Below are 19,396 nucleotides of genomic sequence, written 5' to 3'. Positions count from 1 at the left end.
GTGGTTGATCCTGCTTTGCTGGCATCACCCGTTTTGCGAAGATCGAACAGCAACGTGCCCAGCCAAAAGGATGATTTCAGCGAAACGGGGCCATGAAGTCGTGGGAACTCCTGCGACGCGAGTCGGAAATGCCGGGTAATAGATGCTCACAGTGACGTTTTGATCTTTGGAATGTGTTCCCTGAACCCGTTTGACACGGATAGCAAATGGACTTGGATTCCATGGCCTCGTCGCAGGCGTTTGAGAGCAGGTTCGACGTCAACAAGATGAGGCATGTCGCCTTGGGCGTCCTGCTCCTGATAGTGACGTGTGCAATGGATGCGTTCCGCCCATTCGATCGCTCGTGGAGCATGCTTTATATTCTGGTCCTCATCTATGTGGGGACGTTCGTTCGGGGGCGCGCTGAGTTTCTATTGTATGCGGGAGTTGTCCTGGCGGCATTTCTGGTTCCACCCATTTTTCGCATGGAATCCGTCCGTAATACCGCGCTTTTTCAGTACCGCGTCTTAGGTGCGATCGCTGGCTTTGGTTTGATCTGGTCTCGTCGGCGTGTCGTCATGGCAATGAGACAGGCTCATCTTGAGCTAGAGAACAAAGTCGTCGTCCGAACGGCGGAAATTCGCGCGACGAATGAGTCACTTAGAACCGAGATCGCAGAGCGTAAGTTAACTGCCGCCAAATTGAGCGAGAGCAAAGAACTATTCTCAGTGGCGATTGACTCGATTCAAGAGGGCTTCATGCTCGTGACGCGTGACGGCAGGGTTCAGATATGCAACAGAAGTGCTGAACGAATTCTGGGCTTGGCTCAAACGCCCGTGAGCGCCTGCACTTCGCTTCATTCATGCTGGCGTGCCATCAACGAAGATGGATCGGAATTGGGCGTGGACGCTCATCCCGCAAAGATTTGTCTGAAGAATGGTGTTCCACAATGCGATGTTGTGATGGGTGTCTATCAGCCCTCAGAGGAATTGGTTTGGATCTCGGTCAATGCCGTCCCTATCGGGCCGACTGCCAACCCCTCCGCAGTGGCGGTGACTTTTTCCGACATCACGAAACGCAAGTTGGCAGAAGATGAACTGCGCGAGAGTCGCGTTCGTCTCGAGTATCTCTCACGGCAGTTGATTTCGACCAGGGAGTCTGAACTTAAGCATTTTGCCCGCGAGTTGCACGACGAGATCGGTCAACTGCTGACGGCGATGAAGCTAAATCTGCGGCGGTCGCAAGATGCCACGGAAACGTCTGTGAACACCCGTGTGTTGGAAACGATGGAGATGATTGATCGCGCGATCGGCCAAGTTCGAAATCTGTCGCTGAACTTGCGGCCGCCGCATTTGAACGAATTGGGGTTGGTTGCGGCGCTGCACTGGTATTTGCGGCAGCAAGCGGATCTCGCAGGAATTCAGACAAAGATTGACGTGAATCCGGTGGAGATTCAGATCCCCCAGGATCTGGCGATCGTTTGTTTTCGAATTTCGCAGGAAGCGATCACCAATGCGCTGCGCCATTCCGGCGCGAAACGGATTGACGTCGACCTGCGATTGCGGAATGACGAACTCTATTTGGCGATTCACGATGACGGCAACGGTTTCAATGTTGCAAAGGCCACGGCGGAAGCGCTCGAAGGTGCGAGTATGGGATTGATTACGATGCAGGAGCGTGCCGGACTGATGCGCGGCCACCTGGATATTGAGTCGGAAGCGGGACGTGGGACCACCGTTCACGTTTGGTTTCCGCTGGCGTCGTCTCATTGATTCCGGGTTTCGATCTGCGACAATTGGACAGCGACCGAAGGTGTCCGTGAGTGCCTGGGGCAGCGTCGTGCGGAGCTTCGAAGCTCGTGACAAGTTGATGAACTCGTTGCAAGCAGGCCAACGGGCCTGCGGACGATACTCGTAAGCTTGTCAGCACCAAGTGGCTGTGCCGCCAGTTCAATCTGTCGTTTGGCGGTGCGCTTTCAAATCAATGAGGTCGAAACGATGAGCAATCCAGAGCTGCCTGAAGCGGGACGCAAGTACTACCTCGAAGATCTCACGGTGGGACAAAAGTTCGTCAGTGGAACGTATTTGGTTGATGAGGTTCAGATCAAGCAGTTCGCAACCCAATTTGATCCTCAACCGTTTCATCTCGATGCCGAAGCGGCGAAAGACTCGTTCTTCCACGGTCTCGTCGCCAGTGGCTGGCATACGGCGTCGATTACGATGCGGCTGCTCGTCGAGAGTGGCTTGCCACTCGCCGGTGGACTGATCGGCGCCGGAGCGGAACTCAGTTGGCCGACTCCAACTCGTCCAGGTTCGATTCTGCAGGTGGAAAGCGAAATTCTCGAGATTCGAACGTCGCGATCGCGACCCGATCGGGGGATTGCGACGGTCCGGAGCGAGACACACGATCAGTTTGGGGAAGTGAAACAGATCTTTACGGGGAAGATTATCGTCTTTAGGACTCCTTGAGAAACGCCAGTACAGAGACGTCATGATCGAAATCGCTTTGGAATCGTCCCCTGCACTTTCCGCATGTCCGGTTTCGTTGTAAACCTTCGCTTCAAGGCGGATGTCGGCGTTGAGCCTGGTCCACCTTGAGGGTCCAGTTGAAATCGCGGAAGCCGGCTCCGAGCTGAATTAAAAACACCATGACAACGTGAAGATCAAGGTGCTTGTCCTCGTGATTTTAACAGGTCGTTCGTCCAATCCACCTTCGAGCAAAATTGAGTGCCGTTGTTGGCATCGAGATCGCTCTGTTCTCTACGTTTCCACGACGAAAGGTCCGCGATGATTGTCGACAGCATCGAGAACTATGCCAAGTATGCTCACCTTCCCAGTGGGATCGTCCGCGCGATTGAATATCTGGGAAGTACAGACTTCACGCATGTGGAAAGCGGACAATACGAACTCGACGGAAAAAAGTTGGTCAGCATCGTTCAACGTTATAAGACGCGGCTTCCGGAACAGGCCGTCTGGGAATCTCATCGTAAATACATCGACGTCCAGTTCATGGCCGGCGGTAGCGAAAAGATTGGTATCGCCCAGCTTGAGAAGGCTCCCGTCGTAAAGACGCCCTACTCTGACGAGAAAGATGTGATCTTCTACGAGCCGGGAACCGAATATTTCGAGGCTCCGATGGGCACAATCATGATTTTCTACCCCGAGGATATTCACGCTCCTTGTCTCGCGATGGGAAATCCTCCCGTTCCGAAGGAGGTTGTCAAAGTGGTTGTGAAGGTCGCGGTCTCGTAACGCAGCCACTCCAACAGGCTGTTAAAATTAGCCTGTTGAGCAAAATCAGGCGGGCACCGTGGCATTCACGACACCCGGGTGTTCTTGAAATTGGGCGGAGTCTGTTGCCGTTATTTCAATAGGCTGCTAAGCCGAGAATCGGTGGATGTTAATACTCGGCCGCATTGGTAAATTCGAAATGCGGGCCGGCTCCATTTGCAGACTGCCAATGGAGCGTGTTGTGAGCGCTCCGCCCCTGTTCGTTCGGTGGTCCTTGTCTACAATCTTGCCAACGCCTCGTGCGGACCGGTGATCATTTCGTAGTGTCTCTCGACGAAGTTCAACTTCCTGTAGATGGAACGAGTATCGTGGTGAAGAATTCCTGGATGATCGCGTTGATGTTGACGGCTACCGTTAATGCGGGGTTGACCCATGCGGACGATTGGCCGCAGTGGTTGGGGCTCAATCGGGACGGAGTCTGGCGTGAGTCCGGTCTGATCGAAAAGTTCCCTGAACAGGGGCTGACGGCGAAATGGCGAGTCCCCGTCGGTCTCGGGTATTCGGGGCCCGTGGTCGTGGCGGGAAAAGTCTACATCACAGACTATGTGAAAAAGTCAGGCGAAACGGGCAATGATCCCGGTACACGGCGCACGCTTGTTGGAGAAGAACGCGTCCTGTGCCTTGATGCCGAGACGGGCGACACCGTTTGGCGACATTCTGATTCCGTTCAGTATAATATTTCCTATCCATCGGGACCGCGCGCGACCCCAACCGTACACGAAGGCAAGGTTTACACGCAGGGGGCCGAAGGCAATCTGCTATGTCTGGACGCCGCAACTGGTCAAGTGGTTTGGTCGAAGGATTTGAAGAAGAGCTTCAATGCACCGACTCCCATCTGGGGGTTCAGCAGCCCGCCCCTCGTCGATGGGCAACGGCTGTTTTGCATGGTGGGAGGCGAAGGAAGCGTGGTCGTCGCCTTCGATAAGGACACAGGAAAAGAGCTGTGGCGAGGTCTCTCTGCGACCGAGATCGGGTACTGTCCGCCTTCGATGATCGAAGCGGCAGGGGTGAAGCAACTGGTGATCTGGCACGCGGATGCCATCAACAGTCTGAATCCGGAAAGCGGGGTGATTTACTGGACGATCCCGCTTAAGCCCGATTACGGAATGTCGATCATGATTCCGCAGAAGCACGGTGACTTTCTTTTTGCGAGCGGTATCGGCAATGTGGGGGCGCTACTCAAGCTCGATTCAAAAAAGCCGGCTGCTGAAGTTGTGTGGCGTGGCCGCAACGACACCGCTGTTTATGCGGCCAACACGACTCCGATCATCGACGACGCAGGGATCTTGTACGGCGCCGAATGCCGTGGTGGACAACTACGAGGGGTCGAACTGAGCACCGGCAAACGCCTGTGGGAAACATTCGCCGCGACGACCGGGACGCGACGTGGAAACCATGGGACCGTCTTCATCGTGAAGAATGGCGACCGATACATTCTGTTCAGCGAAACCGGTGATTTAATTCTGGCCCATTTGTCGGCAAAGGGTTACGACGAAATCAGCCGATTTCATTTGATCGATCCAACGGGTGAATGCTTTGGCCGCGATGTCGTCTGGTCGCACCCGGCGTTCTCGAACAAATGCGTCTTTGCGCGCAACGATAAAGAGCTGGTTTGCGTCTCGTTGGCTGCCAAATAGTTCGTTGCTAGATTTCGGCGATGTCGAGAACATTTCATCCCGGCAGTTCAAGTTCGCCTCGACAATTTTTGAGCAAGTTTTCCCAAAAAACAGCCGAAAAGAGGTGCGAACACCGCCAAATTTTTGAGTCCCCCTGTGGGCTTGCAACAAGCGGCCGAATTCAATATCAATAGCCCTGTCGAACGACATTCCCCGATAGCTCAATCGGTAGAGCGAGCGGCTGTTAACCGCTAGGTCCTAGGTTCGAGCCCTAGTCGGGGAGCTCTGTAAGACATTGCTGGGCCGTTAGTTACGGTCACCTGCAAGCGAAAAGATAGGGTAGGGAAGTGAGTTAACTACCACTTCCCTACCCTCTTCTGTTTCCGGCAGTGCGGCATGGAACCCTCTTGTGTGGTTCCATGATCCTCAGAAAGAGGCCGCACCATGCCGACGTCAAAACCCCGTTCTCGCCCGAAGTACACTCTTCACAGCGGAACCGGCCAAGCTCGTGTCCGAATCAACGGGAAAGATCACTACCTTGCCCGGCTGACACGGAGTGCGTCCGAATGTATGCCATTGCGCCACTGGGCGTGCTTTCCGTCTATCTGCTGCTCAGCAAGCTGAGTTGGGACAACGCGTCTAACACACGCAACCGAAGCTCAAAATCATAAGGCAATCCAGATGGCAATATTGCAAGAAGAGTTGCATCGACTTATCGCACGAAATGTGCACGAAGGGCTCCGTCAAACACGATGTGCCGCGAACTATCTTCTCCAGGAAAGGATTCGAATTATCTGAAAGTCGACATGAGAATTGCCAGGCGACACCAAGCGCTTCTGCCGATTTCTGCAAAAGCGTAATTGGAATGTCACCAATTGGTGACAAAGGGCTACACCTCAAACCACGGAGAAGGAGAGTTGAACGTCGATTTCAGGGCTATTTAGGCTACGCTTTTCGAAAGCTTCGCCCGCGGCTGGCCGAGCAGCAACCAGGCCGAGAGCAGCGTCAGTGGGAGAACAATCGACCAGTAGGGCACGAACAATGATTCTCCCGTGGCTAACCTCGCATCACCAACGAGGATCTTCCCCATGCCGAATTCGCATGATCTCCAGCTCCACTCAACCGCTTGATGAGGAGTATATGCGTAAGGGGTCCACCCAAGATTCACATTCACACTATCCGGCGCACTGATGTGACTCCATGTGATCTGCCCATTGATTGAAGTGAAGACTTCAAATGTTTGACGTCCGCGAGAGATGCAAACGTCATGATGATTGTCAACGCTTGCCATCCAGCACGCCGCGAACGCGCACGCCAGAAGCAGTGTGACAATGCCAAGCTTGCGTCGTAGAGATTTGAAGTCGCTGTTCATGGCTCAATGGCTTGATTCGGAGCGGATCGCTCAATACGTGATCGGCTGGGTCAGATACGCGGAAATCAACGTCAGCGGGATGACGATCGATCAGTAAGGCATGATTCGGCGAGCGACGTCAGCATCACCGACTTCGTAGGATTTGTTGCTCAGGCAAGTCTAAATTGTTCGTCCGCAAATTGTTGGAAACCGCACCTGACTGTCAATATACGTATTGGCTTCTCTTCTTGTCCAAAGCGATGCTGCGAAGTCGGAACCAGCCGGCGTGATTCGGAACCGACACAAAAACTTCAATCCTGTGATCGCCACTCACAATCCAAAACGTGTCAACAATCCATCTGCTGCGCACCCACCCTACCATGAACACGCACGCCATCAGCAGCGTCACGACGCCAAGCTTGCGCCGTAGAGGCTTGAAATAGCTCATATGGGCACCTTCACTGATCGTACTCTTGGCTTGCTGAACAGGAGGTAAGCCGAAAGCACGGCTAGGGGGACAACGATGAGCCAGTAGGGGATGAACAAAATTGCGGCAGATTTGATCGTAGGGCTGCTGACGTACCCAAAACCAAGAACCTGCCATTTCCATTCAGCGTCCGATGAGAGGACAGAGTCAATGTCGGCGTGGTCGGTGTATTGCCAGATCAATGTATTCCGTTGCGCGGCGCGTTTCGTCTCAAGAATAATTCCCATCGCGTTTTCGAAGGACGCGACGGAGAACCACTTCAAAATGAGAATGTCACACGCTGAGAATGTCTGTACCCACGCGGCCGCGAACGCACACGCAAGCAGCAGTGTGACAATGCCGACCTTGCGTTTCCAACCCCTGAAGAACTCTCGCATGATCTGGCCTCGCCGAAGACGCTCGTGGCGGTTTGTCTGTAATCTGGCAGCGTGAAGGGGGGCAAGTCGCCTCGGGGCATCCGAACATTGCGATACGGCGTTCCCCAAACAGTGCACCTTGAGTGGCAAACATTCGCTGGTGATCGGAGGGAAGCTCCACAGCCGCTCGATTCTGATCGGTTCGTGCGCATTTCCAGCAGGTTCGTTGGCCGAATTCACAGTCCGTTCATCCACGTCTCAATTCAGGCTTGAAAAACTATTCCGTCGTTGCTCTGGTCGACTTCTACTGGTTCTTAGTCTGAAAGACGCTCGCGGATTTGGAGCAGACGCTCGCCTGCGGCTTCGAGTGTTTCCTCTTTCTTCGCGAACATGAATCGGACTTGAGTGCGACCTCGTTCGCGCGGAGAATAGAAGCTGCTGCCCGGCACGGCTGATACGCCGATCTCACGAATCATCCACTTCACGAACTCGGTATCGTCTGTTGCACCGAGATCTGCGATGTCGGTCATTACGTAGTAGGCTCCTTCGACGTCGTCGAATTTGAATCCCGCCGCTTTCAGGTACGGCAGGAACTTTTCCTTTCGCCGAAGATATCCGGCGCGCAACGAATCGTAGTACGAATCAGGCAGTGCCAGCGCAGCAGCACCAGCCATCTGCAACGGATGTGGCGCGCCAACTGTTAAAAAATCGTGTGCCTTTCGAATGCCATTCGTGAGCTCTGGCGGCGCGATGCAATAACCCAATCGCCAACCGGTCACGCTGAACGTCTTCGAAAGGCCACTGATAGTCACGGTTCTTTCGGACATTCCCGGCAGTGTGGCGATACTGATGTGCGGTTTGTCAGAGAAGTTAATGTACTCGTAGATCTCATCAGCGAGGACGTAAACGTTGTGTTCGAGGCAAAGCGCGGCGATCTGTTCGAGTTCGACTTTGGAAAAGACATGCCCTGTCGGATTGTTCGGAGTATTGATAATCAGGGCACGTGTTCGCGGACTGAATGCCCGCCGCAATTCATCGAGATCAAACGTCCAATGTGGCGCGCGCAGATGGACCCACACGGGAGTTGCTCCCGTCAGCAGCGCGTCCGGGCCATAGTTCTCATAAAACGGTTGAAAGATAATGACTTCGTCACCGGGATCAATGAGCGCCATCATCGTGGCCATCATACATTCGGTGGCCCCGCAGCAGACGGTGACGTGCGTATCGGGATCACACTCGATGCCGTTAAATCGCCTGGCCTTTTCGGCGATTGCCTGCCGCAATGCAGGTGCGCCCCAGGTGATGGCGTACTGATTATATCCGTCCCGAATGGCCTTGCACGCAGCCTCTTTGACCTCTTGCGGGGCATCGAAATCGGGCATGCCCTGCCCAAGATTAATCGCGTTGTGGCGTACCGCCAATCGAGTCATGTCGCGGATCACGGATTCGGTGAAATACTGTACGCGCTTCGCAAGGGCCACGTCTAACCTCAACACTTCGTTCTGTCTGACACTCAACCAGGAATCGTCGGAATTGTATCGAGCGGTTTGGTAAAAGAACTGTCTCGGAGACTGACTTGCCAAAACGTCGATCGAAGACCGATCGCAATTGTGCTGAGAAACGGTTCGTCCGGCTAGCGATCATGGACGCCGAGGAGAATCCTTTGTTCGGATGGGATTCCGTTGTTTGTGCGCGTCGATGAGACGTGCGTTGTGTGTGCGAATTCAAGCTTGCGACTTTGTTAGCAGCCTGTTGAAGTAAGGGGGCCCGCACCTCGGCATTCACGATGTCATGGCGTTTTTTAATCTGGTCGGAGCCAGTCCCCGTCACTTCAACAGTCTGTTAGGGCCGCGGGCGGCGAACACGATGTCGAACATGCAGGTCTCCAGTGGATCCTGACTTAACTTTGCTCTTCGACTTTGTTCCAATTGCGAGCTCATGGCATCCATGTAGGGTGTTGTGCAAGTCGTACGCCGTTGATGATCCGAGAAGATCGTGAGTTCAGCAGTTTCGCCGGCCGCAGCAACGTACCTGCAGGTACCACATTCACCTGCTTTACGAGGGCAACGTTTTGTGACATGCGTCGTCGCGACGGCGTTGTTTCTGTTCGCCCTGGCCGTCTATGCACCTTCGATCGTATTTGGGTTCGTGAATTGGGACGATGGCAAGAACTTCGTCGAGAACTGGGAATTTCGGGGGCTGAGTGGTTCTCATTTGCGCTGGATGTGGACCACGACGCACATGGGGCCGTATCAACCGCTGAGCTGGATGAGTCTGGCGTTGGACTACGTCGTATGGGGCGAGACGCCCCTTGGTGACCTACGGTCAATGGGATTTCACCTGACGAACGTGCTCTTGCATGCGACAAATGTTGTTCTGGTCTATTTCCTTGGCTGTCGTCTACTCGACGTCTCATCATCGGCTTCACAGAGAAAGGGCGCTAGGCATATCAATTCGGTCTGGGGTGCGGCCTGTGCGGCTATGTTGTTTGGTTTGCATCCACTTCGTGTCGAAGTCGTCGCTTGGATTACAGAACGGCGTGAATTGCTGTCAACGACGTTCCTCTTGGCGTCTGTTCTGTGCTATTTGCGGGGATGTGCTTTTGGCGGAAACGATCAATCATCGATGAATCGCCGCTGGCTCATGGCGTCATTAATTTGCTTTGCGTTGTCCCTGCTTTCCAAGGCGATTGGGATGACACTTCCCGTCGTCCTGCTGATTCTCGATTGGTATCTAGGACGACTTCCGCTGTTTTGGACGGCGAATCAGAGCCATGGGATCGTTAGGAAACGACGATTACTCGAAAAACTTCCCTATGTGATTTTGTCGATTCCGATCATGGTGCTTGCATTGATCGGACAAGAACAAGCATCTGCCATGCTCAGTTGGGACCGGCATCCATTGTCGGCACGTCTGGCCGTTTGCTGTTACGGCATCGTATGGTACTTACGGACAACGCTCGTTCCTGTATCTCTTGCGCCTCTTTATCCGATCCGACTGCCGATCGATCCCTTCGGGGCCGAATATTTTTTGAGTATCCTCGTTGTTTGCGTCATGACTTTCTCGCTCGGGTTTTTGGCCCGAAGTTATCGCGCAACAGGCGCAATGGCGGCCTGGCTGAGCGCCATTGTCCTCGCTTCTCCGGTGCTGGGGCTGACTCAAAGTGGTCAGCAAATCGCGGCAGACCGTTATTCCTATCTGTCATGTCTTCCCTGGGCGCTCGTCGCAGGAGGTGTCTGGCAGAAGTGGATTCAGTCTCGGATTGATGCACGAAGGCCACGGCCCAATCAGCTTCCCGTCGTGACTCTTGCTGTCGTGGTAGCGACCTTGGTGACGCTGACATCGTATCAATTGGCGCTTTGGGGCGACTCCGAAAAACTGTGGCAGCATACGGCGGACGTCACGTCGGAAAATGCGACCGCGTTGACTATGCTCGGAATTCTGAAAGCAGATTCGGGGCACCCGAAAGAGGCGGGCATGTTGTTGACGCAAGCAATCAAGATCGATCCGAACCAGGCGAATACGCATTATCAATTGGGGAGAGTGCTGGCCAGCCTCGGCTACGTCAACGAGGCCGCTGCGTGTTATCAAACTGCGCTGCGACTGGCTCCGAACTTTCCCAAGGTCTATCTTCAGATTGGTCAGCTTTTCGCGTCTCAAAATGACGAAAAAAAAGCTGCTGAATGTTGTGAGATTGCCTTACGGATGAATCCCAACCTCGCTGAAGCACACGTCGAGTACGCGAAACTATTGCAAAGGCACGGACGCTTGGATGACGCGTTCGATCACCTTCGGACGGCGATCAACATCCGTCCCGACAATGTTGAGGCCCGACGATTGCTCGCGCTCATCGATCGAGACGCTGGTCATGAGACTGAAGCGTTGACGCAATGGCGCGAGTTTCGGCGTCGGACCGAGCAACCACCACTTGAGCTGGAACACTTGAAACGCGATCTCCGGACTGCCAAAACCACAAAGTGACCGGCGGTTCACCCATCGAGAGAATTGACTCGATTGCAAAGGTGGCACGCCGGAGATCAGGTCCGGCGCGGCTTGGAGTTGTGGTCTTCCGGAAGTCGACAGCGTCGTGATCTTCTACAAGTTGCTGGCTTAGTGCTTGTAGATCTTATGCTGCGGCCGTCCCGATAGAATCTGTTCCTTGCCCCACGTTGTTACGGCGCGAAAAGCGTCACTGCTGATGAACGATTTGAACGCGGCCTCATCTGACCACTCGCTGGTAATGAGGTATGACACATCGTCGCTCACGTCTTTCCACAGGGTGGAACTGGTATGACCGGCGGCGGCCCGCAGTGCGCCGATGACGGCCGCGAACTTCTCTTCAAAATCGGATTGTTTCCCGGGCAGCACGTGATAATTCATTCCGACTGTAATCATCTGGAGTCTCTCGCTGAGAATATTTTTGGACGATCGCACACCATTCGAGGACGAATTGTGAACAGCAAAGTGCGAGTGGTGGTCCACCACAGCCGTCAGATTAGCGAACGGATACGTTCATCACCACTAGCTCCGCGATTCGCGAGCTCCTCGTGTTCAGGACAGACCCCAACGGGCAGGCGTGTTCACGAGAGCTTCGACCAAATTTTTGTTAACCGATTGTTCGACTGCTTAAATAGCCGAGCGTTTCGGACAAACAGTTGATTTCGATGACATCTCGTCTTAGCCTGACGCATACGTCTTCCAGCTTTCTCGTTAAAGCCCCCAACGTGGACGGCTTGATTCATGCCCGACGATGATGAAGTCAATTGAGCTCGGCCGAGGAGTTTTGAATGCACGACGTTTCACGCGTCACCATCGGGGCGTTTGAGGTTTGGTGCGCTCTGACTTTTCCGTTTTGGCGACTGCCTCAGCCAATTCATGCGGCCGATCCGGTTCTGCATAAGATCGCCACTTTCGAGCCGAGTCCGATCGATGTGCTCGACGCCACGCAATGGAAACGAGTTGACAGGGCTGTCGATCGGGGATTGGTGTACTTGGCATCACAGCAAGGAGGAGATGGTTCGATCAAGGCGCCAGGGACGGGGCAGCCTGGGATTACGGCGTTGGCCGTTCTCGCGTTTCTGTCTCGTGGGCATATCCCCGGAGAAGGACCGCACGGAGACCTACTCTTTAAGGCCGTCGAATTCGTACAATCGTGTCAGCGTGAGGATGGCCTTCTTTCCGCCGCGGAGCCCGAGGCGGAGCATGTTCACGATGGGGCGTCGCACGCGGGAAACTACAACCATGCCATTGCAGGACTGATGCTGACCGAAGTCTACGGAATGGTTCCGGGCGAACGCCAACAACTGATCGCAGAGACGATCCGTCGCGCACTCAAATTCACGCGTGAGCAGCAGGTCAAACCCAGACGCAATCCCCGCGAACAAGGGGGATGGCGATATCTGCGGCCACGTCAGAACTGGGATGCGGACATCTCTGTTAGCTCGTGGCAATTGATGTTCTATCGGTCAGCTCGAAATGCGGAATTCAATGTCTCAAAAGTGTATATCGATGATGCGTTGGATTACATTCGCCGCGGATTTGACTCACGACAATCGACGTTCACGTATGACTTGCCAGGCGGGGCGAATTTGGCGACTCGCGGTGTCGCAGGGGGGGCGATCGTGTCACTTGCGCTGGGTGGGGAGCATCAATCTGAAGCGGCGCAAAGCGCGGGAGATTGGGTACTTCGACAGTCATTTCGGCAATACAATCGCGGCGCGGGACCATACCACTATGGCGCTTACTATTGCAGCCAGGGGATGTTTCAACTCGGCGGCGAATACTGGAGCCAGTTCTTCCCGTCCCTCGCAGAAACGCTGGTTTCCCATCAGTCGCCCGACGGATCATGGGACCCGGAAAACGACCACAATGGCGACTATTTTGGACGCCCATACACAACGTCACTTGCTATTCTCGCGCTCACGCCAGCGTACCAGTTGCTGCCGATTTTTCAGAGATAATCGAACTGCGTTGCCAACATTCCCCGTCTGAAGATCATCGCATACACGGCGCGTTTCCTGCTCGCAGCCATGCATTCATGGGAACTGGCTTCACGCGGATTCGCAAATGCGACGCCACTAAGAATATCAGGGGGCTTTTCCCAATCTATTCAGCTGGTTGTTCGAGGGCATCGTCTTGCCAAGAGAATCCGCGTCAAGGTGCGCGAAGCTACTAAGCGTTTGATCAACCAGCGCGTTTTCATTGACGTCTCGCGTTCGGCGAGGCTGTTATTTTTTTGCAAACATTCCCGGATACACGTCGTCGATGAGTCCCTGTAGGGCATCGGCGATCGTCTCGGCCTCTTCCACGGTTGAGCAGGTAATTTGGAATCCATTGCGGATTCCGGGGCTTGGCGAAAGCCTCACGACCGTGTCGTCGACGACTTTGGACGTCGGAGACCCCGATTTTGAGCATCCGAGGCGGCAGAATGCCTGATCCTTGATCAGCAGCACGATCTCGGGATGATCAAGTGCATGTAGATCGCTCATGGCGAAAAGATCACCACTTTTGATGGCAGATATCAAGTGGGGCGTAGTTTTCATTTGGAAAGCGTACCGTGTCTGAGTTACGGCGTCGATCTTTTTCCGGAGACTCTGGCTCCCAACAAAGATTTTAGAGAAAGTTTCCGATCATTGAGCCTTGCGAAAGAATGCGGTTGTTTCGCGCAATCGATACCTCCCAGAAGTGTCGATGACTTCGTCTCGATGGCCCGCTGCGTCATCTGTCAGAGTCGAAGTGAAAACATTTCGAAATCAAATTTGATGTTGCCGTTTGTTGAGGTTTCATTGCTGAAATTGCACTTTCAGTCGACTTGCTGACGACGGACGTCCAGCCATTCATGAGTCGCAACGAGCATCCCAAATTAACTCGGCGACCTGGGTGGCAGCCGCGCGGACGACAGGGGACACTTCTGCGCCGGCGCACCAAACTTCTCCTTCGATTGCCCAGATTTCCACCATCCGAGGTCCGGAGTCAAGCTGAGCTCCAAGCTCGAGTGTGTCCGAAAGAGAGAATTCATGCGAACTGTTCGGCCGTGCATACACGAGCTGATCCGTAGGCCAGTGGAGCTGAAGAAACATTCCGGGTGCCCCTGCACCTCGACAGGCATCGCAAATAATGAGTTCCGTGTTCGCATCAATGACGTCGAGGACTTCTGCCGGATGCCTGGCGCGAAATAGGCGATCGTGCGCATAGCCAAGTTCTTGAAGGCGTTGGATGACCAACCAGCCTGCTTCATCGTCTCCGTGCCGGCCTCCCAGTCCGACGACGAGTGGGCGGGTCATGAGGCGTTCTCCCATCGCACTTTAAGACAGTGCGTCGAGCAGCTGATACAGGGATCATAGGTGCGTACCAATCGCTCGCAGTCGAGCGATAGTTCGTCACGAGATGCACCGGATTGCAAACGCATTGTCAGATAGACAGTCAAGTCCTGCTCAATTTGCTTCTGATTCTGTGACGTCGGAGGAACGATCCGGCCCGATACAAGTTTTCCTGAGGAGTCGACGTGATACTCATGAAATAACAAACCTCGTGGTGCCTCGGTCGCGGCACATCCGCTTCCCACTTTGGACTTGTAGGCAACGGAATTGATTCCTGAAGGATCATAACTTCGCAGAATGGCCAAGGCTTCCTCAAAGGCGTGCACAAGTTCCAGCCCTCGCGCGATGATGCTCATGAAGGGATTGCGGCAATCGAAGGGGAAGCGAAGTTCATCTGCGAGTGTTGTTGCGGTGACAGAGAGTCGATCTCGATTGAGATTCACGCGTGCGAGTGGCCCCAGAAAATAGGGCGAGCGCTGGGGACGACGTTCGGCGTGCAGGGCCGTGGAATGAGCGACTTGTTCTTCAATGAAGTGCCGATGGAATTCAGAGACGTGAATGTGAAGGCCGGAACTGGATACGATGTCTCCCTCGTTCATCGGATATTCATCAGGATGACTGAGTGAGACAAACTCGTAAGAACCGTCAAAATCAGGGAATGGAAAACTGGCGACCCAACGAGTCGTCTCAACCGCGGCGTTGACGCCCCATTCAAAATGGCGAATCAGCGAAGTGAGCTCGTCGCGCTTTGGCAATCGATAGAACCCGCCGACCATGGCGTTGACGGGGTGAATCGCACGTCCTCCGATAGTCTCGAGCAGTCGATTGCCGAATTTCTTCAGCTCAAGTCCACGCTTGATTTCGTTCGGAAAGCGCGGCGCCAGCGCCATTCCGCTCGCCGCACCAAAGAAGTCGGGGGCATGTAGAAAATGGACATGCAGGGCATGACTCTCGATCCACTCACCGCAGTACATCAGTCGGCGTAGCGTACGGATCTCGGGGGTGATCTGGATCTCGAGTGCTGATTCGAGCGCGTGGATGGAACTCATTTGATACGCCACCGGACAGATACCGCAGATACGTGCAGTGATGTCTGGAGTGTCTTCGAGTGGTCGCCCACGCAGCAGCGCTTCAAAGAGGCGAGGGGGTTCAAAAATATTCAGGTGTACGTTCTCGATCTTTCCATCGCGCAGACGAATCGTCACCCCGCCTTCGCCTTCGACGCGGGTCAGAATTGGAACTCGGATGACGTCGGGTTGGTTCACGGATCAAGATTCCTCACGTGGTCAAATTGGACGTTCAGTCTTTCAGAATCGCTAGCTGGTCTGATGCGTGCCGGAAAGCAGGAGCGGCCGCATTGAATGACCTGAGCAATGGCACGAGTTGATCTGCGCGTTGTCCAAACTCTTGAAATCGCTTGAGTAGCGATGATGTGTTGGCTGGTTGGCTGGGACCGTAGCAACCATAGCATCCACGATTGTAGGTCGGGCAGATCGCGCCGCATCCTGAGTTGGTGATCGGTCCCAGGCACGCGATGCTCCGTGTGACCACGTGGCACACATTTCCACGACGCTTGCAGTCCAGGCAAACACTGTGGCTTGGCACGTTTGGCCGTCGACCTTCGGTGACTGCGATCAGGACGTCGATCAACTGATGATGGTTGATCGGACAACCGTGAAGTTCGAAATCGACGTGAACATGTTCTGCGATTGCGGTTGAGGTTGCGAGTGTCTGAATGAATTCTGGTCTCGGATAGACTGACGCCACCCATTCGTCGAGGTCTCCCCACGCTCGTAGTGCTTGAATCCCACCCGCAGTTGCGCAAGCGCCAATCGTGATTAGAAAATGTGAATCGCGTCGGACACGAAGAATTCGAGCAGCGTCCTCGTCGGTTGTAATTGACCCCTCGACAAGGGCCACATCGTACGGACCAGATTGCAGGTCACTGCTCGCCTCTGCGAAATGAGCAATGTCGACTCGATCACAAAGTTCGAGTAATTCGTCTTCCGCATCCAACAGCGAAAGTTGGCAGCCATCGCAAGAAGCAAACTTGAACACGGCCAGTCGTGGTCTACGTACCATCACAATTGCTCCACGAACAGATAGGGGTGAATCCGATCGTAACGCAGCACGGGGCCATCTTTGCAGATGAATTCTGGACCGAGCTGACAATGTCCGCACAGTCCGGTGGCGCACTGCATGTTCCTTTCGAGTGAGACCCAGATTCGGCTTGCGTCTAATCCAAGTCGAAGTCCGCTTGCGGCAGCGTACTTCATCATGACCTCTGGGCCACATGCGACTAAGTGTGTCTTCTGGGGAAGATCAAGATGCAGGCGATCGATCAACTGCGTTACAACGCCGATTTGGCCGGACCAGTCTGGAGTTGCTCGATCAACGGTCAATTGGACGTCGATTCTTTTTTGACGCCAGAGCGGCAACTCCTGTCGATAGAGGAGACCTGCAGAATCGCGCGCACCGCAAATGAGCCAGATCTTTTGGAACAAGTTGCGATGACTGATCAGGTAATAAATCAAAGGCCTTAGCGGTGCCAGTCCAAGGCCCCCCGCGACGACGATGATGTCATTGCCGACGAGTTGGTCGAGTGGCCAACCTGTTCCGAATGGACCGCGAACTCCTAACGTGTCGCCGACAGCCAGTTTGGCGAGCATCCGAGTTACGTTTCCGGCGACTCGCACCGTATGGATCCATCCGTCCGATTGATCCGGATCGCCGCTCATTGAAATGGCCGATTCACCCACCCCGGGCAGGTACAGCATGTTGAACTGGCCTGGAGTGAATTGATATGCCGATGGGGCTGGCGTCCCTTGGATCATGAGGCGGTACGTTGCGATGCCGTTGGTTTCATTGACGATATCGACAATCTGAACCGAATCTGTGAGCCATGGGTTGCTGCGGAGCGTGAATGAGCAAGTCGTCATGGTGCAGGTGTCTTTCGAATCGCGACAACTTCTTCGGTCAGATCGATTCCGACCGGGCACCAAGTGATACAGCGCCCGCAACCGACACAGCCCGACGTGCCAAATTGAGCGTGCCAGGAATCGAGCTTATGTGTCAACCACTGCCGATATCTCGCGGCCGTCTCATTGCGGACCGGGGTTCCGCCGAGATAACTGAAGTCTGGATTAAAGCAGGAGTCCCAAACTCGCTCTCGCTCGACGCGCTCCATGTTCAAATCACGGACTTCCGTCACCGACGAGCAGAAGCAGGTCGGACAGACCATCGTACAGTTCGTGCAGGAAAGGCATCGATCCCCCACTTCCTTCCAGTGTGGATGATCCAAGTTCGAGAGCAGCAAGCCTGGTAGGTCACTGGTATCAAGCTGGCGTGTGATTTGATCCACGGCTTGTTGACGAGCGGTCGACCCCTCTTCAAGTTGTTTTGATGTGGCCAGCAATGTGGGGCACGCAGAGAGGATGTCGGCACCAAGAGTTGATCCGACGTCGCACAGGAACCCTTGTTCGATTTCGGTCAAAGCCAGATCGAAGCCGCTTTGGCAGTTGGGGCCCGTTTTCATCGACGTGCAGAAGCAAGTGGTGGCAGCCTGAGTACAGTTCACCGCAATGATTAAGAGTTGCTCGCGCCGTTCGCGATACAGCGGGTCTTGATATGGCCCCTCAAGAAAGGCTCGATCCTGAATTTGAATTGCGGCCAGTTCGCATGCACGCACGCCCAGAAACGCGTACTTGGTCGTATCGGCTGCGTGCGGGATGAAGGCCCAACCCTGCTCTGTTTTTTCGGCGCTCAGCAACGTCGCCTTCGGTGGAAAAAGGTATTTCTTCCAACAATGCGGACCAACGGCATAGCCGAACCATGCACCGTCGTCTCGTTGCTTCAGTCGATAGTGTCCTGGTGCCTGCTCATCCGTCCATCCTTGAGGTAGTTGTTCGACTGACGTGACTTCATCGTAGACGATCGCGTCCTGATCGATTGTCGGTCCGATGACGTGATAGTCGCGCGTTTGAAGCTCGACAATGAGTCTTTGCAGGTCCTTTCTGGCAACGAAACGCGGAGTAGGTGTCATGGGAGCAGGTGTTTCGAAGGAGCCAGGTTACATTGCGACGAAAGGAAGTGCGTCAACATTGGAGATCACCCGATCGGCTGAGGGGAGAAGGGACGTCAGACATCGGGAAGTCTTCTGCAAACAGATCAAGCTGTTGCAGGCGCGTGGCGACGAGTCGTCGTGACAAAGCGGATGACAATTGCCGCATGACAAAGTAGCCAATTTCGTGCTCAGTTTCGCACAATTGTTTCAATTGATCACCAGCGAATGCAATTGTCTGCACTGGCTCGAGTGCGACAGCCGTGGCAGTCATGGTGCCGTTTCCAATCAATGCTGACCAGGCCAGAACGTCGCCGGCGCCGACCGTCAGAATGGGAATCTTGCCTCTTCGCGGAACGAGCATGTCGAGACGAACATGACCTGCCGTGATCACATGAAAAAGTGCATGTTGCCGGCCTTCTAAAAACAAAATCGTGCCGGGGGCGTACGTGCAGGGCTGCGCAATCTGTACAAGGCGTTCGAGGAGTGCTTGAGGCATGCCTCGGAGGAAATCACAATCGCTGATCGTGTTGAATAACGACATTGAATTTCTCCGAAGTGGTGCGACGACGCGATTTACCGCAGAAAGTGGCGCATGCCTGATTGTTACCAGTCTCCAGCCAGTGAACTGTGTGTGAAGCCTCAACGGTGCGAAGTGTCGGATTGAATCCTACCGCGATCTAACGTGATTCGCGAACAGGCCGACTGCCTTCACTTCGAATCGAAGTCGACTGCTGGTTGCACAGCCACTCGGCGCTGACAACGACGACCGATGGCCATTCGCTTCATTGGCTAGTGATAGACTTGCTGGGTTGGGATGACGATTTGCATGCATTTTGATCGCGAAGGCGATACGCTCAGAAGCGATCCGCTGTTGCGATCAGGCCATGTCGATGGAGCCTCGTGCACCGAGCGATGTTGTGCCATTGCTCGATTCC

At 54.3% G+C, this 19,396-nt stretch carries 16 protein-coding genes and 1 tRNA gene; 7 read left to right on the top strand and 10 right to left on the bottom strand.

Annotation, left to right across the window (positions count from 1 at the left end; genetic code table 11):
• The first annotated feature begins 206 nt into the window (after positions 1-206).
• The 5 genes from OSO_RS48400 (at position 207) to OSO_RS0122155 (ending at position 5,168) form a co-directional block, all read left to right on the top strand.
• On the top strand, positions 207-1,751 hold the full coding sequence (locus tag OSO_RS48400; RefSeq protein WP_010585311.1) for a PAS domain-containing sensor histidine kinase: 1,545 nt from the start codon (positions 207-209) through the stop codon (positions 1,749-1,751).
• Between the two features lie 225 nt (positions 1,752-1,976).
• Positions 1,977-2,447 (top strand): MaoC family dehydratase, encoded by a 471-nt coding sequence (locus OSO_RS0122170; protein ID WP_040593032.1) that lies wholly within the window; start codon positions 1,977-1,979, stop codon positions 2,445-2,447.
• 318 nt (positions 2,448-2,765) lie between these two features.
• Positions 2,766-3,230: a NanQ anomerase/TabA/YiaL family protein gene (locus tag OSO_RS0122165; protein WP_010585309.1), complete on the top strand. Its 465-nt coding sequence runs from the start codon at positions 2,766-2,768 to the stop codon at positions 3,228-3,230.
• Positions 3,231-3,577: 347 nt separating this feature from the next.
• Entirely contained in the window at positions 3,578-4,906 is a 1,329-nt protein-coding gene (locus OSO_RS0122160; protein ID WP_010585308.1) for a PQQ-binding-like beta-propeller repeat protein, read from the top strand.
• A 189-nt stretch (positions 4,907-5,095) separates the two neighbouring features.
• Positions 5,096-5,168, top strand: a tRNA-Asn gene (locus OSO_RS0122155).
• A 657-nt stretch (positions 5,169-5,825) separates the two neighbouring features.
• On the opposite strand, the gene OSO_RS50905 is transcribed toward OSO_RS0122155, so the two are convergent.
• Both OSO_RS50905 and OSO_RS0122130 read right to left on the bottom strand, forming a co-directional pair.
• Positions 5,826-5,975 (bottom strand): hypothetical protein, encoded by a 150-nt coding sequence (locus OSO_RS50905; protein WP_157605387.1) that lies wholly within the window; start codon positions 5,973-5,975, stop codon positions 5,826-5,828.
• Positions 5,976-7,393: 1,418 nt separating this feature from the next.
• On the bottom strand, positions 7,394-8,560 hold the full coding sequence (locus OSO_RS0122130) for a pyridoxal phosphate-dependent aminotransferase (RefSeq protein ID WP_010585304.1): 1,167 nt from the start codon (positions 8,558-8,560) through the stop codon (positions 7,394-7,396).
• Positions 8,561-9,074: 514 nt separating this feature from the next.
• Here OSO_RS0122130 and OSO_RS0122125 point away from each other — a divergent pair.
• Positions 9,075-11,060 (top strand): tetratricopeptide repeat protein, encoded by a 1,986-nt coding sequence (locus tag OSO_RS0122125; protein WP_157605386.1) that lies wholly within the window; start codon positions 9,075-9,077, stop codon positions 11,058-11,060.
• Between the two features lie 129 nt (positions 11,061-11,189).
• Here the strand turns inward: OSO_RS0122125 and OSO_RS0122120 are convergent, their stop codons facing one another.
• Positions 11,190-11,474 carry an antibiotic biosynthesis monooxygenase family protein gene (locus OSO_RS0122120; protein ID WP_010585302.1) on the bottom strand — a complete coding sequence of 95 codons (285 nt, stop codon included), beginning with the start codon at positions 11,472-11,474 and terminating at the stop codon, positions 11,190-11,192.
• A 392-nt stretch (positions 11,475-11,866) separates the two neighbouring features.
• Here OSO_RS0122120 and OSO_RS0122115 point away from each other — a divergent pair, with 392 nt between their 5' ends.
• Positions 11,867-13,039: a prenyltransferase/squalene oxidase repeat-containing protein gene (locus OSO_RS0122115; protein ID WP_010585301.1), complete on the top strand. Its 1,173-nt coding sequence runs from the start codon at positions 11,867-11,869 to the stop codon at positions 13,037-13,039.
• A 267-nt stretch (positions 13,040-13,306) separates the two neighbouring features.
• Here the strand turns inward: OSO_RS0122115 and OSO_RS0122110 are convergent, their stop codons facing one another.
• From OSO_RS0122110 to OSO_RS0122075, 7 genes are all read right to left on the bottom strand, one after another.
• On the bottom strand, positions 13,307-13,567 hold the full coding sequence (locus tag OSO_RS0122110) for a hypothetical protein (protein ID WP_157605385.1): 261 nt from the start codon (positions 13,565-13,567) through the stop codon (positions 13,307-13,309).
• A gap of 348 nt (positions 13,568-13,915) precedes the next feature.
• Positions 13,916-14,362: a hydrogenase maturation protease gene (locus OSO_RS0122100; protein ID WP_010585298.1), complete on the bottom strand. Its 447-nt coding sequence runs from the start codon at positions 14,360-14,362 to the stop codon at positions 13,916-13,918.
• Positions 14,359-15,663 carry a Ni/Fe hydrogenase subunit alpha gene (locus OSO_RS0122095; RefSeq protein WP_010585297.1) on the bottom strand — a complete coding sequence of 435 codons (1,305 nt, stop codon included), beginning with the start codon at positions 15,661-15,663 and terminating at the stop codon, positions 14,359-14,361. The genes OSO_RS0122100 and OSO_RS0122095 overlap by 4 nt, the downstream gene beginning before the upstream one ends.
• A gap of 34 nt (positions 15,664-15,697) precedes the next feature.
• On the bottom strand, positions 15,698-16,480 hold the full coding sequence (locus tag OSO_RS0122090; protein WP_010585296.1) for an NADH-quinone oxidoreductase subunit B family protein: 783 nt from the start codon (positions 16,478-16,480) through the stop codon (positions 15,698-15,700).
• Positions 16,480-17,337, bottom strand: a complete 858-nt coding sequence (locus tag OSO_RS0122085; RefSeq protein ID WP_010585295.1) for an FAD/NAD(P)-binding protein — start codon at positions 17,335-17,337, stop codon at positions 16,480-16,482. Before OSO_RS0122085 ends, OSO_RS0122090 begins: the two co-directional genes overlap by 1 nt.
• Entirely contained in the window at positions 17,334-18,440 is a 1,107-nt protein-coding gene (locus tag OSO_RS0122080; RefSeq protein ID WP_010585294.1) for a 4Fe-4S dicluster domain-containing protein, read from the bottom strand. Before OSO_RS0122080 ends, OSO_RS0122085 begins: the two co-directional genes overlap by 4 nt.
• Positions 18,441-18,492: 52 nt before the next feature.
• Positions 18,493-19,002 (bottom strand): Crp/Fnr family transcriptional regulator, encoded by a 510-nt coding sequence (locus OSO_RS0122075; RefSeq protein WP_010585293.1) that lies wholly within the window; start codon positions 19,000-19,002, stop codon positions 18,493-18,495.
• Between the last annotated feature and the right edge of the window lie 394 nt (positions 19,003-19,396).

The sequence above is a fragment of the Schlesneria paludicola DSM 18645 genome, assembly GCF_000255655.1.
Classification (GTDB): domain Bacteria; phylum Planctomycetota; class Planctomycetia; order Planctomycetales; family Planctomycetaceae; genus Schlesneria; species Schlesneria paludicola.
Note: the sequence above shows the minus strand (reverse complement) of the source record. Positions and strands in the feature narration are given on the sequence as shown.

Bases quoted from the DNA above. Each gene is read 5' to 3' on its own strand.
- OSO_RS48400 (WP_010585311.1), top strand. From the start codon at position 207: ATGGACTTGGATTCCATGGCCTCGTCGCAGGCGTTTGAGAGCAGGTTC.
- OSO_RS0122090 (WP_010585296.1), bottom strand. From the start codon at position 16,480: ATGGTACGTAGACCACGACTGGCCGTGTTCAAGTTTGCTTCTTGCGAT.
- OSO_RS50905 (WP_157605387.1), bottom strand. From the start codon at position 5,975: ATGGGGAAGATCCTCGTTGGTGATGCGAGGTTAGCCACGGGAGAATCA.
- OSO_RS0122075 (WP_010585293.1), bottom strand. From the start codon at position 19,002: ATGTCGTTATTCAACACGATCAGCGATTGTGATTTCCTCCGAGGCATG.
- OSO_RS0122170 (WP_040593032.1), top strand. From the start codon at position 1,977: ATGAGCAATCCAGAGCTGCCTGAAGCGGGACGCAAGTACTACCTCGAA.
- OSO_RS0122110 (WP_157605385.1), bottom strand. From the start codon at position 13,567: ATGAGCGATCTACATGCACTTGATCATCCCGAGATCGTGCTGCTGATC.
- OSO_RS0122165 (WP_010585309.1), top strand. From the start codon at position 2,766: ATGATTGTCGACAGCATCGAGAACTATGCCAAGTATGCTCACCTTCCC.
- OSO_RS0122085 (WP_010585295.1), bottom strand. From the start codon at position 17,337: ATGACGACTTGCTCATTCACGCTCCGCAGCAACCCATGGCTCACAGAT.
- OSO_RS0122115 (WP_010585301.1), top strand. From the start codon at position 11,867: ATGCACGACGTTTCACGCGTCACCATCGGGGCGTTTGAGGTTTGGTGC.
- OSO_RS0122080 (WP_010585294.1), bottom strand. From the start codon at position 18,440: ATGACACCTACTCCGCGTTTCGTTGCCAGAAAGGACCTGCAAAGACTC.
- OSO_RS0122100 (WP_010585298.1), bottom strand. From the start codon at position 14,362: ATGACCCGCCCACTCGTCGTCGGACTGGGAGGCCGGCACGGAGACGAT.
- OSO_RS0122120 (WP_010585302.1), bottom strand. From the start codon at position 11,474: ATGATTACAGTCGGAATGAATTATCACGTGCTGCCCGGGAAACAATCC.